General features: G+C 69.1%; 13 protein-coding genes. 5 read left to right on the forward strand and 8 right to left on the reverse strand.

Annotation, left to right across the window (positions count from 1 at the left end; all coding sequences use genetic code 11):
- The first annotated feature begins 3 nt into the window (after positions 1–3).
- From AB0H88_RS47490 to AB0H88_RS47500, 3 genes are all read left to right on the forward strand, one after another.
- The gene (locus tag AB0H88_RS47490) at positions 4–1,011 is read left to right on the forward strand and encodes a sugar ABC transporter permease (RefSeq protein WP_357656154.1); all 1,008 of its coding nucleotides are present in this window, start codon (positions 4–6) and stop codon (positions 1,009–1,011) included.
- A complete protein-coding gene (locus tag AB0H88_RS47495) occupies positions 1,008–1,859 on the forward strand; it encodes a carbohydrate ABC transporter permease (protein ID WP_357656156.1) in 852 nt (283 codons plus the stop codon). Before AB0H88_RS47490 ends, AB0H88_RS47495 begins: the two co-directional genes overlap by 4 nt.
- Positions 1,860–1,987: 128 nt before the next feature.
- Positions 1,988–3,427 (forward strand): glycoside hydrolase family 3 protein, encoded by a 1,440-nt coding sequence (locus tag AB0H88_RS47500; protein WP_357656158.1) that lies wholly within the window; start codon positions 1,988–1,990, stop codon positions 3,425–3,427.
- Between the two features lie 54 nt (positions 3,428–3,481).
- Here AB0H88_RS47500 and AB0H88_RS47505 read toward each other — a convergent pair whose 3' ends face one another.
- The gene (locus AB0H88_RS47505) at positions 3,482–4,663 is read right to left on the reverse strand and encodes an ROK family transcriptional regulator (protein ID WP_357656159.1); all 1,182 of its coding nucleotides are present in this window, start codon (positions 4,661–4,663) and stop codon (positions 3,482–3,484) included.
- Between the two features lie 235 nt (positions 4,664–4,898).
- Between AB0H88_RS47505 and AB0H88_RS47510 the strand changes: the two genes are divergently transcribed.
- Together AB0H88_RS47510 and AB0H88_RS47515 are read left to right on the forward strand one after the other, a co-directional pair.
- Positions 4,899–5,348 carry an Rrf2 family transcriptional regulator gene (locus AB0H88_RS47510; protein WP_214638527.1) on the forward strand — a complete coding sequence of 150 codons (450 nt, stop codon included), beginning with the start codon at positions 4,899–4,901 and terminating at the stop codon, positions 5,346–5,348.
- 157 nt (positions 5,349–5,505) lie between these two features.
- Positions 5,506–6,285: a DNA-formamidopyrimidine glycosylase family protein gene (locus AB0H88_RS47515; RefSeq protein ID WP_357656161.1), complete on the forward strand. Its 780-nt coding sequence runs from the start codon at positions 5,506–5,508 to the stop codon at positions 6,283–6,285.
- On the opposite strand, the gene AB0H88_RS47520 is transcribed toward AB0H88_RS47515, so the two are convergent.
- The 7 genes from AB0H88_RS47520 to AB0H88_RS47550 all read right to left on the reverse strand — a co-directional run bounded on the left by AB0H88_RS47520 (position 6,282) and on the right by AB0H88_RS47550 (position 13,553).
- The gene (locus tag AB0H88_RS47520; RefSeq protein WP_357656163.1) at positions 6,282–6,638 is read right to left on the reverse strand and encodes a helix-turn-helix transcriptional regulator; all 357 of its coding nucleotides are present in this window, start codon (positions 6,636–6,638) and stop codon (positions 6,282–6,284) included. The genes AB0H88_RS47515 and AB0H88_RS47520 overlap by 4 nt on opposite strands.
- A gap of 331 nt (positions 6,639–6,969) precedes the next feature.
- Positions 6,970–7,461, reverse strand: a complete 492-nt coding sequence (locus tag AB0H88_RS47525) for a nicotinamide-nucleotide amidohydrolase family protein (RefSeq protein ID WP_357656165.1) — start codon at positions 7,459–7,461, stop codon at positions 6,970–6,972.
- Between the two features lie 2 nt (positions 7,462–7,463).
- Entirely contained in the window at positions 7,464–8,036 is a 573-nt protein-coding gene (gene pgsA, locus AB0H88_RS47530) for a CDP-diacylglycerol--glycerol-3-phosphate 3-phosphatidyltransferase (protein ID WP_357656167.1), read from the reverse strand.
- Positions 8,033–9,442 (reverse strand): 30S ribosomal protein S12 methylthiotransferase RimO, encoded by a 1,410-nt coding sequence (rimO, locus tag AB0H88_RS47535; RefSeq protein WP_357656169.1) that lies wholly within the window; start codon positions 9,440–9,442, stop codon positions 8,033–8,035. Before rimO ends, pgsA begins: the two co-directional genes overlap by 4 nt.
- Before the next feature lie 46 nt (positions 9,443–9,488).
- Entirely contained in the window at positions 9,489–10,253 is a 765-nt protein-coding gene (locus tag AB0H88_RS47540; RefSeq protein ID WP_357656171.1) for a helix-turn-helix domain-containing protein, read from the reverse strand.
- Positions 10,254–10,331: 78 nt separating this feature from the next.
- The gene (locus AB0H88_RS47545) at positions 10,332–12,839 is read right to left on the reverse strand and encodes a DNA translocase FtsK (RefSeq protein WP_357656173.1); all 2,508 of its coding nucleotides are present in this window, start codon (positions 12,837–12,839) and stop codon (positions 10,332–10,334) included.
- 93 nt (positions 12,840–12,932) lie between these two features.
- On the reverse strand, positions 12,933–13,553 hold the full coding sequence (locus AB0H88_RS47550; protein ID WP_357656174.1) for a response regulator: 621 nt from the start codon (positions 13,551–13,553) through the stop codon (positions 12,933–12,935).
- Positions 13,554–13,720 lie beyond the last annotated feature (167 nt).

Genomic DNA, 13,720 nt, shown 5'->3' on the forward strand with positions numbered 1-13,720 from the left:
CCTATGACGAACACCTCGACGCTCGCCAGGGGTGGCGGCCGGTCCTCCACCCCGCGGCGGCCCAACTCCCACCGTCCGGCCCGGGCCAGCGGCCTGCCCACCTGGTCGGTGCCGTACGTGCTGCTGATCCCGGGCCTGCTGGTGATCGGGGCGCTCCTGCTCTACCCGCTGTTCCAGGTCGGGGTCATCGCCTTCCAGAAGGTAGGCCTGGTCCAGATCAGCGGCAAGAAGCCCGCCACCTGGGTCGGCTGGGACAACTTCACCCGCATCTTCGACAACGAGATCTTCTGGTCCTCACTGCGCAACACGCTCGTCTTCGCCGTCGTCGCGGTGTCGCTGACGCTGATCGTCGGCACGGCGGTGGGCGCCCTGCTCAACAAGCTCGGCCGGAAGATGTCCACGTTCGTGGTGGTCGGCATCATGTTCGCGTGGGCCGTGCCTCCGGTGGCGCAGGGCATCATCTGGAAGTGGCTGTTCGACGCGGAGGCGGGGGTCATCAACTGGGCCCTCAACCTGCTGCCCGACTGGCTGTCGAGCCTGCTCTTCGGCCGGACCGGCTGGACCGGCCAGCCCTGGCTCAACGACGCGTGGTCCATCTACATGGTGCTGATCATCTGCGTCGTCTGGGCGAGCTTCCCGTTCGTGGCCGTGTCGGTGCTGGCGGGGCTCAAGGGCATTCCGGCCGAGCTGTACGAAGCCGCGCGGGTGGACGGGTCGTCGGCCTGGCGGACGTTCAGGAAGATCACCTTCCCGCTGCTCAAGCCGGTCTTCGCGGTGCTGACCGTACTGTCGATCATCTGGGACTTCAAGGTCTTCGCGCAGCTCTACGTGCTCATGGGCGGTCCGTCGAACCGTGAGGCGTTCAACCTGTCGATCTACTCCTATGCCGAGGCGTTCCGGCCGCCGCCCAAGATGGGGTCCGGCGCGGCGATCGCCCTGGTGCTGACCGTGATCCTGCTGATCGTCACCGCCGTGTACGTCAGGCAGCTCGTCAAGCAGGAGGAGATGTGAGCCCGCTCGCGCGCAAACGGCTCGGCAAGATCGCGCTGAACGCGGCCGGGCTCCTGGTGTTCCTGATCGCGATCTTCCCGGTGTACTGGATGGCCTCGACCTCGTTCAAGGCCAACGATCAGATCTTCACCACCGACTTCATCCCGTTCCCCACCCATTTCACCTTCGAACACGTCGACCGGGTGCTGAGCGAGGGCGTGGCCGGGCACTCCATCTGGCTCTACATGCGCAACAGCGCGATCGTGGCGGTGGGCACCGTGCTCATCGGGGCGGTCTTCTCCCTGCTGGCGGCGACCGCGGTGGCCCGCTTCCGGTTCAAGGGGCGCAACACGTTCCTGATCCTGCTGCTCATCGTGCAGATGATCCCCTCCGAGGCGCTGCTCATCCCGCTGTTCCTGAGCGTCAAGCGGCTCGGCCTGTACGACCAGCTGGCCGGCCTGATCGTCGTCAACGTGGGGCTCACGCTGCCGTTCGGCATCTGGATGCTGCGGACGTTCGTCGCCGCCGTGCCCAAGTCGCTGGAGGAGGCGGCCTGGATCGACGGCGCGGGGCGGATGACCACGTTCTGGAAGGTGCTCTTCCCCCTGGTCGCGCCGGGACTGGTGGCCACCAGCATCTTCTCGTTCATCACCGCGTGGAACGAGCTGATCTTCGCGCTGGTCCTGATGAGCGGCTCGGAGGGCTACACGATGCCGGTCGCCATGCAGTACTTCTTCGGGCAGAAGGGCACCGACTGGGGCGCCATCATGGCCAGCTCCACGATGATGACCATCCCGGTCGTCGTCTTCTTCCTGCTGGTTCAGCGCCGCATGGTCTCCGGTCTGGTGGCCGGGGCCGTCAAGGGCTGACCGATCCACGGATCTTCGTGCGGCCTCGCCGTGCCCTGACCCTGCCTGAAATCCATTGCCTGAACGTCCGATGCCTGAACGTCCGATGCCTGAACGTCCGATGCCTGAACGTCCACTGATGAGGAGCTATGAGTCAGAGTGATCGGGGGCTGCGCCGCCTCGCGGCCGGCACGCTGCTCGTCGCCTTCCAGGGCACCACGGCGCCCGACTGGGTGCTGCGCGAGCTCGAGAACGGCCTGGGTGGTGTCACCCTCTTCGGCTTCAACGTCGCCGACCCGGACCGGCTGCGGGCGCTGACCGCGTCCCTGCGCGCGGCCGGCGAGCCCGTCATCTCGCTGGATGAGGAGGGCGGCGACGTCACCCGCCTGGCCTACCACGTCGGCAGCCCGTACCCGGGCAACGCGGCGCTGGGGGCGGTGGACGACGCCGAGCTCACGCACCGGGTCTACCAGGCGATCGGCTCGGAGCTGGCCGCCTGCGGCATCAACCTGGACATGGCGCCCGACGCCGACGTCAACACCGAGGCCGACAACCCGGTGATCGGCACCAGATCGTTCGGCGACGACCCCGAACTGGTGGCCAGGCACACGGTGGCCGCCGTCCAGGGCCTGCAGTCGGTGAACGTGGCCGCCTGCGTCAAGCACTTCCCCGGCCACGGCGCCACCCGGGTCGACTCGCACGTGTCCGTACCCGTCGTGGACGTCACGCTCGACGTGCTGCGCGCCCGCGAACTGGTGCCGTTCCGGGCGGCGATCGGCGCGGGGACCAAGTCGATCATGACAGCGCACGTGGCGGTGCCCGCGCTGACCGGCCCGACCCCGGCCACGCTGTCGGCCGCCGCGCTGACCGAACTGCTCAGGGGCGAGCTCGGCTACGACGGCGTGGTCATCAGCGACGCGATGGACATGCACGCGATCACCAGGAGCGTCGGCCTGGCCGGTGGCGCCGTGCTGTCGCTGGCCGCGGGCTCCGATCTGCTCTGCCTGGGCCCGCTGCCCTCCTACGACGACGTGCGGCACATCACCGACGAGATCGTCACGGCCGTACGGGAGGGGCGGCTGCCCGCTGCCCGGCTGGAGGAGGCCGCGGCCAGGCTGGCGGCGCTGCGCGAGTGGTTCGGCTCGCCCGCCGCGCCCACGGTCGAGCAGAACGGGGTCGGCCTGCAGGCCGCCAGGCGCGCGGTGCGGCTCACGGGCGTGACGGAGCCGCTGGTCGAGCCACTGGTGATCGAGGTGGACACGCCGCCGACGATCGCGGTCGGCGACGTGCCCTGGGGCGTGGGGCCATGGCTGCCTCAGGCCGAGATCATCCGGGTGAAGCCGGCCGACGCGGACGTGCCGGTGCTGCTGGCGAAGGCCACGCACCGGTCGCTGGTCCTGGTGATCAAGGACGCGCACCGCAACGAGGCCAGCCGCGAGCTGGTCTCCGCCCTGGTGGCGGCCCGGCCCGACGCGACGGTGATCGAGATGGGGCTGCCGATCTGGCGGCCGGACAGCGCGGCCTACATCGCGACGTACGGCGCGGCCCGGGCGAACGCCCAGGCGGCCGTGGAGCTACTCACCATCTGAGCCGGGCTGGTCATGGCGCGCGGCGGGCCGGTCGTGGCCCGAGCGTCGGACCGGTCACGGCTTGAGGAGTGCCTCGCGGGCCTGGTCCAGGGCCGCGAGGACGGCCCCGCGCAGCACCGGGTTCTTGTCCGTGACCGTGGTGGTGACGACTTCGGGGCGTACGGGGCAGATGCGGGCCACGGCCTCCTCCACCCGGGCGGTGAGCGCGGTGCCACCGGCCTGTCCCACCTCGCCCGCCAGCACGACCAGGCCCGGGTCGAGGATCACGCAGACCGAGGCCACGCCCAGCGCGAGCCGGTGCGCGATCTCGTCGAGAAAGGGCTCGCCCTCGGCCCCGGCCGCCACGGCGACCTTCACGCACTGCCCGGCGCTCTCGGCCGTGAACCCGTAACTTCCCGCGAGCTCGCCCACGGCCTCGGCACTGACGAGCGACTGCAGGCCACCCGCGAGCGAGGGCAACCGGCCCGGCTCGGTGCGGATGTCCTCGGGCAGGGGTACGCCGGGCACCGGCAGGTAGCCGATCTCGCCCGCGCTGCCCGAACGGCCCCGGTGCAGCTTGCCGCCGAGCATCACCGCGAGACCGAGGCCACGGGCGGACCAGAGCAGCACGAAGTCGTCGACCCCCTGGGCGGCGCCGTCGACGCGCTCGGCGATCGCGGCCAGGTTGACGTCGTTCTCGATCGTCACCTCGCGTTTGAGGTCACCGGCGAGCGCCTCGTGGATGCCCTCGTGCCAGCCGGGCAGGTCGAAGGAGAAGCGCACGTCGCCGCTGCGCGGATCGACCACGCCAGGGGTGCCGATGACCACGCCGCGCAGCCGGCCGATGCTGATCTTGGCGCTGCGGCAGGCCTTCATGATCGCGCCGTGCACCACCGATACCGGGTCGTCGAGGTCGGCCGGATCGACGGTGACCTCGGCGATCGTCCGGCCGTGGATGTCGGCGACGGCCGCGGAGATCAGCTCGGGCCCCACCTCGAGCCCGGCCACGTAGGCGCTGGAGGGGATGACGGAGTAGAGCGCCGCGTTGGGGCCGCGCCCGCCGGCCTGCGCGCCGACGACCTCGACCAGCCCGCGCTCCTCCAGCCTGGACAGCGTCTGCGAGGCGGTGACCTTGGACAATCCCGTCCGATCGCCGATCTGCCCCCGCGTCATCGGACCCGTGGCCAGCAACAACTCCAGCGCGGCCCGGTCGTTGATCTCCCTGAGCAGTCTGGGCACACCAGGGCGTCGCTCCACGCTGAATCCCGCCGTCAAATCGAAAAGGTTGTTGGAAGTTTAGCGCCCTGGACCTTGCTTATCACCGCAGGTGAACACGAGGATCTCTCACGATCATCCCCTCCGCCATACGCCGCCTCGGCAGCGCACTGATCGCGGTGTCCGCCCAGGCACCGCGCCCGCCGCACCCGGATCGGCCGCCCATTCTGGCGACGTTGCGCATAACCAGTGTTGACCAGGAGGGATAATCGACAACATGCGCCTTTCCGCTCGTGTCGACTACGCCCTCCGTGCTGCCGCCGAACTCGCCGCGGCCGGCGCCGGCCCGACCACCGTGGGCGAGCTCGCCAAAGAGCAGGACATGCCCCCCAAATACCTGGAAAACATCCTGCTGCAGATGCGCCGTGCCGGACTGGTGCGTGGCCAGCGGGGTCCGGAAGGCGGCTACGTCCTGGCCCGGGCGGCCGCGGAGATCTCCCTCGCCGACGTCATCAGGGCGGTGGACGGGCCACTGGCCAACGTACGAGGTGAGCGTCCCGAGCACGTGGGCTACCGCGGTCCGGCCGAGTCGCTGCAGCAGGTGTGGATCGCGCTACGGGCCACCGAACGCGCCATCCTGGAGGAGGTCACGCTGGACCAGGTGGCCAGCGGCGCACTCCCCGACCGCGTCCGCCAGCTCGCCGCCGACCCCGCCGCCTGGGACTGACCCCACACGACGCGGCCGGCTCGCCGCTTGGGAGTGACTCCACACGACGCGGCCGGCTCGCCGCCTGGGAGTGACTCCACCCGACGCGGCCGGCTCGCCGCTTGGGACTGACCCCACAAGGCTCTGGCCCGTCGGCCCGGGTTTCTAGACTGGGAGCATGCCCGAAGGAGATGCCGTCTATCGCACGGCCGCGCGGCTCCGCGGCGCGCTCGACGGCCGGGTCCTGACCCGTTCGGACTTCCGCGTCCCCCGGCACGCCACGGCCGACCTCAGCGGCCGGACGGTCCTGGAGAGCCTTTCACGCGGCAAGCACCTGCTGACCCGCATCGAGGGCGGCCTGACCGTGCACACGCACCTGCGCATGGACGGCAGCTGGCGAGTGCTGCCCGCCGGCCGTCGCACCGCCCCCGGCGACCAGATCCGGCTGGTGCTGGCCAACGAGCAGTGGCAGGCCGTGGGCGTGCGACTGGGAGTGGTGGACCTGCTGAAGACTTCCGACGAGCACCGTGTCGTCGGGCATCTGGGGCCCGATCTGCTCGGCGACGACTGGGATCCGGCCGAGGCCGTGCGCCGCCTGCGCGAGGCGCCGGAACGGACCATCGGGGAGGCGCTGCTCGATCAGCGCAATCTCGCGGGAATCGGCACCATCTATCGCGCCGAGACACTCTTCCTGCGCGGCGTCTGGCCATGGCGGAAGGTCGGCGACATCGAGGACCTGGACGCGCTCGTGAGACTCGCCCAGCGGCTCTTGGCGGCGAACAGGACACACGCCGCCACAGTGACCACGGGCGACCGCAGACCGGCCGGCCAGACGTGGGTTTACGGCAGGGCAGGCCGACCCTGCCGCCGATGCGGTGCTCGCATCAGTCGCGGGGAGATGGGCGCACAACCACAGGAACGCCTCATCCTGTGGTGTGGTGACTGCCAACCGCGTTAGGCGGCCACCATGTCCTTGACTTCGGGAAACACGGAGTCGGAGATCGACCCGGGCACCGTCTCGGGAAGGGGGATGCGCTCGTGCTCCGGCGCGTCGGCGAGAACAGGAGTGGCCTGGAGCTCCGCCAGTGCGAACTGGTCGGACACCTCACGCAACACCTGCGACAGCGGCACCCCGAGGGCGCCACAGATCGACGCCAGCAGCTCCGATGACGCCTCCTTCTGACCGCGCTCAACCTCGGACAGGTAGCCAAGCGAGACACGCGCCAGCGTGGACACCTCACGAAGAGTGCGTCCCTGCCGCACCCTCAATCGCCTCAGCACGTCGCCGAGCAGCTGACGCAGCAGAATCATCTGTCGCTCCCTCCCCGGCGTGGATGGCTTCACCACGCCCCGCGCGGTCGGATCGTGCCGTCCGTTCTTCTTCTTCGGCTCGTACATGCTCCTCGCCGTCATCATCGGACGTCTCCGTCCCTGCCCCGCCGCGCTTCCTTCATTGCGCAATGGCTCAGTGCGTGACAGCTCATTACGTGAAGGTTCGTTACGTGACTCGTTAGGCCCGCCTGCCGGGCGCTCGGTGCTTGCAGATGGCTCACGGACCTCACTCACAGCTCCACCGTACCCGTATCAACCGACACCGTGTGAGACCGTGCCTCGGATGTTCGCTGGGGACGTAACACGGTAATCACCCGGCATGTTCCCCATTGTTCCCCTTCAGCACACTTGCCAGTAGATCGATAGCCTTGTCCACCGTCTCTACCCTGATACGTTCGCGAGACCCCTCAAGCCTCAACCGTCTCTGCCAAATCTGGTTTCCCGGTCCGCTGACGGCCACATGTACGGTGCCGACGGGCTTTCCGTCCTGTGGCTCCGGTCCCGCCACACCGGTCACCGCCAGACCATATGTCGCCTCGCACAGCCGGGCGACCCCCGTCGCCATCGCCGCCGCCACCTCCGGGTGCACAGCCCCTTCCCGGCGCAGCAGCTCCTCCGGCACCTCCAGGAGCCGGTGCTTCAGATCGGTGGCGTAGGAGATGACCCCGCCCCTGAACGACTTGGAGGACCCCGAGACCGAGGTGAACGCCGCCCCGATGAGGCCGCCGGTCAGTGACTCGGCCACGGCGAGCGTGGCGGCCCGGCCTACGAGCAAGGAGAGAACCTCCGCGGCACCAACCATGATCACTCCCCGCGGGCCCGTCGGGCCACCTGACGTAGCTTGATCGCGCGTACCACGTAGTCGACGCCCGTGGCCACCGTGACGACCACGGCCGCGCCCATCACCACCCAGCGGACCGGGTCGGGCACGCCGGGCAGGATGTAGAGGACGATGGCCGTGATCTGCAGCACGGTCTTGACCTTGCCGCCGTAGCTGGCCGGGATGACCGCGTGCCTGAGCAACACGAACCGCAGGGCGGTGATGCCCAGCTCGCGGCCCAGGACGGTGACCGTCACCCACCACGGCAGCTCGCCGAGGATCGACAGGGACACCAGGGCCGCGCCGGTCAGCGCCTTGTCGGCGATCGGGTCGGCGATCTTCCCGAAATCGGTGATCAGCCCGTAGCGCCTGGCCAGCTCACCGTCCAGATGGTCGGTGAGCGAGGCCACGCCGAACACCGCCAGCGCCGCCAGGCGCCAGCCCATGCCCGGCAGCAGGAGACAGACGACGAAGAAGGGGACGAGCACCAACCGGAGGACCGTGAGGACGTTGGCGATGTTCCACGGGCTCACCACGCGGCGCTCGTCCTTGGTCATGGACCGGCCTTGATGCGCGCGATCAGGTCAACCCCCTCGGCGTCGACCACCACCGCGCGCACGATCTGACCGCGGACCAGGCCGATGCCCTGGACCGTGACGGACCCGTCGACCTCGGGGCCCTGGTGGGCGGCCCGTCCCTCATAGCCGCCGTCACCCAGGTCGTCGTCGATGAGCACGTCGACCTCCGTGCCGATGCGCTCCTCCGCGCGCTGCGCGGTCAGCTCCTCGGCGAGCTCGGTCAGGACGCGCACGCGCTCGTCGATGACGTCCTGGTCAAGCTTGCCGGCGAAGCCGGCCGCCTCGGTGCCGTCCTCGTCGGAGTAGCCGAACACGCCGATCACGTCGAGCCTGGCCTGCTCCAGGAACCCGACCAGCTCGCCGAACTCCTCCTCGGTCTCACCGGGGAAGCCGACGATGAAGTTGGAGCGCACGCCCGCCTCGGGCGCGCCCTGACGGATGCTGTCCAGCAGTCCCAGGAAGCGCTCAGGGTCGCCGAAGCGGCGCATCCGGCGCAGGACGGTGCCACTGGCGTGCTGGAAGGACAGGTCGAAGTAGGGGGCGATGCCCTCGGTGCCGGCGAGTACGTCGATCAGCCCCGGGCGCAGCTCGGCCGGTTGCAGGTAGCTGGCCCGCACCCGCTGGATGCCCTCGACCGCCGCCAGGCGCGGCAGCAGCTTCTCCAGCGCCCTCAGGTCCCCCAGGTCCTTGCCGTAGGACGTCGAGTTCTCGCTGACGAGGACGAGCTCACGGACTCCTCGGTGGCCAAGCCAGTCGGCCTCGGCCAGGAGTTCCTCGGGGTCGCGCGAGACGTAGGCGCCGCGGAAGGCCGGGATGGCGCAGAACGTACAGCGCCGGTCGCAGCCGGAGGCCAGCTTGAGGGAGGCCACGGGGCTCTCGTCGAGCCGTTTGCGCAGCACGCGCGGCCCGCTGGCGGGCGCCAGCCCGTCGGGCAGGTCGCCGTGGCCGGGGATGGCGGTCTTGCCCGCGCTGGCACGGTCCACGGGCGAGATGGGTAGCAGGGTGCGGCGGTCTCGAGGCGTGTGCGGCTTGAGCGGTCGTCCGGCGAGCACGTCGTCGAGGCGCCCGCCGATCTCGGTGTAGTCGTCGAAGGAGATGACCGCGCTGGCCTCGGGCAGAGCGTCGGCGAGCTCGTTGCCGTAGCGCTCGGCCATGCAGCCCGCGGCGACCACCTTGGCCCCGGAGTCCGCCGCGGCCAGCAGCGTGTCGATGGAGTCCTTCTTCGCCGAGTCGATGAAGCCACACGTGTTGACGACGACGACATCGGGGTCGTCGTCGCCCAGCTGCCAGCCGGCAGCCTCGAGTCGCGCGGCCAGCTCCTCGGAGTCGACCTCGTTGCGCGCGCAGCCCAGAGTGATCAGCGATGCGGTTCGGCGGGATGACATGGTGAACACTACGGTATCGGCAGTTGGCCACCACCGGGCGCACGGGCTACCTACGTTGTGCTTTGGAAGGCTTGAACGAGCGCGTCACCATCTCCCCCGGATCCCCCGGATGGCCCAGATCCTTGCCGTCGACCTGCAGCGACACGGCGCCCGCGTCACCGATCAGAAGATGGACCTCGGTGTCGGACCGGTAGGTCTTGCTCTTGCCCGCCGCCAGCGTTCCCGAGAACAGCTTGCGTCCCTTGGCGTCGCTGACGTTCAGGTATGACGGGCTCTTGGCCTTGACCTTGACGACGACGACGTCCTTGGCGACCGCGTTGGACGCCTTCCCCTTGGCGTGCGACGGCTTGGGAGCGTGCTCGTTGATCGGCTCGTTCGGCGGGAGGAGGCGGGAGTCGGCGGTGCGCATCTCGTCCGACGTGCCCCCGCCGAGCACCCTGACCGCCCCGAAGACCATGGTGATGGCCAGGGCCACGCCCAGCGCCATCGTCCAGTTGAGACCGCGCCGCTCGTTGATCCTGATCTTGCGCTCGGCCTGGAAGACGGCTGCGGCCCGGATGGGCGTGACCGCCCCGCTGTGTTCTTCGTCATAGAGATGGACCGTCGCCACGGGATCGAGCCCGACGGCCTTGGCTACGGCCCTGACATGCCCCCTCGCATAGAAATCACCACCGCACTGCGAGAAGTCGTCACGCTCGATCGCGTAGATGATCGCCTCACGAATGCGGGTGGTCTCGCTCAGTTGCGCGACCGTCAGCCCGGCTGTCCGCCGGGCCGCCGCCAGCATGGCCCCTGTGCTCTGTTCCGGCATGGCTAGCGCCTTCCGTCCCACGACGTTCTGTAATGATTCACATTCAATCAGTAGTCGTCGGGCGAACGTGCATTGGGGTCATTCGCCACGCAAGTCAGCTAGCAAACCGGGCAGATCATCGGGCTTCACGATCACTTCACGGGCCTTCGAACCCTCGCTGGGGCCGACCACGTTGCGGCTCTCCAGCAGGTCCATGAGCCGCCCCGCCTTGGCGAAGCCGACACGGAGCTTGCGCTGCAGCATCGAGGTCGAGCCGAACTGCGTGGTCACGATCAGCTCGGCCGCCTGGACGAGCAGGTCGAGGTCGTCGCCGATGTCCCCGTCGATCTCCCGCTTGACCGGCGCCGCGGCGACGTCATCGCGGTATTCGGCCTGCATCTGCGTCTTGCAGTGCGTGACTATCTCGGCGATCTCCTTCTCCGAGACGAACGCGTTCTGGATGCGGATGGGCTTGCTGGCGCCCATCGGCAGGAACAGCGCGTCACCCTGGCCGACCAGCTTGTCGGCGCCCGGCTGGTCGAGGATGACCCGCGAGTCGGTGAGGCTCGACACGGCGAAGGCCAGCCGCGAGGGCACGTTCGCCTTGATCAGGCCGGTGACCACGTCGACGGAGGGCCGCTGCGTGGCGATGACCAGGTGGATGCCGGCCGCGCGGGCGAGCTGCGTGATGCGCACGATGGAGTCCTCGACGTCACGCGGGGCGACCATCATCAGGTCGGCCAGCTCGTCGACGATCACCAGGAGGTACGGATAGGGCTGGTAGACCCGCTCGCTGCCCGGCGGCGGCTGCAGCTTGCCGGCCTTGACGGCCTTGTTGAACTCGTCGACGTGCCTGAACCCGCTGGCGGCCAGGTCGTCGTAGCGACGGTCCATCTCCCCCACGACCCATTCGAGGGCCTCCGCGGCCTTCTTCGGGTTGGTGATGATGGGCGTGATCAGGTGAGGGATGCCCTCATAGACCGACAGCTCCACCCGTTTGGGGTCGACCAGCACCATGCGTACCTCGTCGGGCGTGGCACGCATCAGGATGGAGGTGATCAGGCCGTTGACGCAGACCGACTTGCCGGCGCCGGTGGCGCCCGCGATGAGCAGGTGGGGCATCTTGGCGAGGTTCGCCACGATCGTACGGCCCTCTACGTCCTTGCCCAGCCCCACGATCATCGGGTGGTGGTCGCTCTGCGCCACCTGGGACTTCAGCACGTCGCCGAGGGAGACCAGGTCCTTGTCCGCGTTCGGGATCTCCACCCCGATCGCCGACTTCCCCGGAATCGGCGACAAGATCCTGACATCTGCCGATTTAACGGCGTAAGCGATGTTCTTAGTGAGCGCCGTGACCTTCTCCACCTTGACCGCGGGGCCCAGCTCGATCTCGTAGCGGGTCACGGTCGGGCCACGGGTGAACCCGATCACCTGCGCGTCGATGACGAACTGCTCAAGGACGCTGGTCAGCGCGTTGACGACGACGGTGTTGGCCTTGGTCTGCGGCTTGGGCGCGCTGCCCGGCTTGAGGAACTGCAGATCAGGCAGACTGTACGGCCCGGCCTGAGGCGAGAGCACCAGCTGCTCGACCTTGCGCGGCGCGGGAGTGTGCTCCGGCGGCTCCGCCTTCTTGACCGGCGCGGGGGGCGGCTCCTCCTCGTCCGTCAGCCCCGGCACGATCTCGGGCGAGTGCTCGGCGCGCTTCTCCTGCTCGGAGAGCACGGGCGTGTCGTACGGCTTGACCAGATCGGGCTTGTCGCCCGTCTCGCCCTTCTTTGTCCTGGGCCGCTTCTTGACGGGCGTGGCCTGCTCGGCGAGCGCGTGCCGTTCGAACAGCAGGTGCGTGAGCTCGGCCAGCCGCTCCGGGACGCGGTGGACAGGGGTGGCCGTGATGACCAGCACGCCGAAGCCCGACAGGATCAGCAGCAGCGGGATCGTGATCCAGGCGGGCAGGATGCTCATCGGCGGCGCCGACACGATGAACCCGACGATGCCGCCCGCCTGTGACACCCGCTCCATGCCGTCGTTGGCGGTGCCGGCGGGGTAGGGCGTGTCGTTGGCGACGTGGATGACGCCGAGCACGCCGACCAGCAGCGCACTCCACCCGATCACCATGCGCCCGGTGTCGGCGTTCTGGTCGGGGTGGCGCAGGTAGCGCCAGGCGAGCAGGCCGAGCAGCAGCGGCAGCGCCCACGCCAGCGACCCGAACACGCTGTGCACGGTGACGTTGACCACGCCGGAGACCGTGCTGTCGGCCTGGCGCCAGGTCATCGCGGCCAGCACGATGGCGCCGGCGAGCACGGACAGGCCCACCCCGTCGCGCCGGTGCGCGGGATCGAGGTCGCGCGCGTTCTTGCCGAGCGCCCGGGCGGTGCTGCCGATGCCGTTGGCGAGCAGCATCCAGAGCCCGACGATCAGCTTGCCGATCATCGTGAAGACCCACGTGATCGGGTCATGGTGGGTCATGCCCGGCTTGCGGGCCGACCCGGCCCCCTTCGCCCTCGGCCGCCCGGTCGAGCTGGATGCGCGCTTGGCGGGGGTCGAGCGGGCGGAGGTCGACCGCTTCGCCGGCCCCTTGGATGCGCTTTTCGGCGTACGGGTGGCCATGATGCCAAAGGTACGACGGAGACACCGCGTAACGCACACAGGCTCGCCGAGCGCACGACAGCTGGGTGCGAAAGCTCTCTTACCCCGGGCCGGTCACCATCGAACCGTGTCGAAGGCGGCCCGCATGTCGGCCACCAGCCCGGCCATGTCCCTGATCGCTTCCCTCAATGCCTCGTCATCGGCGCAGGAGCCGGCCAGTTCGTCGAGCCGCGCCTCGACGGCGCCGAGCCGCTCGGAGAAACCGGACAGCACCTGCGCGTTCCTCGACAGCGCCACGTCGTTCCGCACGAGGTCGCCCAGCAGGGCCGCCTGCTCGCGCAGCACCGCGTTCTTGCGGAACAACTCGATGAAGACGGCGACCTTGGACCGCACCACCCACGGATCGAACGGCTTGGTGATGTAGTCGACCGCCCCCACGGCGTAACCCCGGAACGCGGCGCCGGATCCCGGCTCGGGGCTGGTCAGGAAGATGATGGGCACCTCACGCGCCTGGTCCAACCGCTTGATGTGGGACGCCGTCTCGAAGCCATCCATACCGGGCATGAGGACGTCGAGCAGCACCACCGCGAAGTCGTGGCGGAGCATCAGCTTCATGGCCTCCTGCCCCGACCTGGCCTTGAACAGCTGCTGCTGAAGCGGGCGTAAGACCGCCTCGAGCGCGACCAGGCTCTCGTCCTTGTCATCGACCAGCAAGATCTTCACCTGGCGATTCATCACAACCTTCCTTTCCCCCGGGACCATCCGAGACCCGCCCATACCTCACCTCCAAGAGGTCCAAAAGCACGACCATGGAGGCCTTCTTTGCAACTGGGGGGTATTGGAGCCGTCCAGTCTGCCACTCTGAGAGTGACCGAACTGACACATCGAGTGATGTTCTAGGA

Origin of the sequence: Nonomuraea sp. NPDC050680, assembly GCF_040654555.1 — a bacterium.
In the GTDB taxonomy this organism is placed as follows: domain Bacteria; phylum Actinomycetota; class Actinomycetes; order Streptosporangiales; family Streptosporangiaceae; genus Nonomuraea.

Excerpts from the sequence above, each read along its gene's own strand:
- AB0H88_RS47490 (WP_357656154.1), top strand. The coding sequence starts at position 4 with ATGACGAACACCTCGACGCTCGCCAGGGGTGGCGGCCGGTCCTCCACC.
- AB0H88_RS47500 (WP_357656158.1), top strand. The coding sequence starts at position 1,988 with ATGAGTCAGAGTGATCGGGGGCTGCGCCGCCTCGCGGCCGGCACGCTG.
- AB0H88_RS47510 (WP_214638527.1), top strand. The coding sequence starts at position 4,899 with ATGCGCCTTTCCGCTCGTGTCGACTACGCCCTCCGTGCTGCCGCCGAA.
- AB0H88_RS47515 (WP_357656161.1), top strand. The coding sequence starts at position 5,506 with ATGCCCGAAGGAGATGCCGTCTATCGCACGGCCGCGCGGCTCCGCGGC.
- AB0H88_RS47520 (WP_357656163.1), bottom strand. The coding sequence starts at position 6,638 with ATGATTCTGCTGCGTCAGCTGCTCGGCGACGTGCTGAGGCGATTGAGG.
- AB0H88_RS47525 (WP_357656165.1), bottom strand. The coding sequence starts at position 7,461 with ATGGTTGGTGCCGCGGAGGTTCTCTCCTTGCTCGTAGGCCGGGCCGCC.
- pgsA (WP_357656167.1), bottom strand. The coding sequence starts at position 8,036 with ATGACCAAGGACGAGCGCCGCGTGGTGAGCCCGTGGAACATCGCCAAC.
- rimO (WP_357656169.1), bottom strand. The coding sequence starts at position 9,442 with ATGTCATCCCGCCGAACCGCATCGCTGATCACTCTGGGCTGCGCGCGC.
- AB0H88_RS47540 (WP_357656171.1), bottom strand. The coding sequence starts at position 10,253 with ATGCCGGAACAGAGCACAGGGGCCATGCTGGCGGCGGCCCGGCGGACA.
- AB0H88_RS47545 (WP_357656173.1), bottom strand. The coding sequence starts at position 12,839 with ATGGCCACCCGTACGCCGAAAAGCGCATCCAAGGGGCCGGCGAAGCGG.
- AB0H88_RS47550 (WP_357656174.1), bottom strand. The coding sequence starts at position 13,553 with ATGAATCGCCAGGTGAAGATCTTGCTGGTCGATGACAAGGACGAGAGC.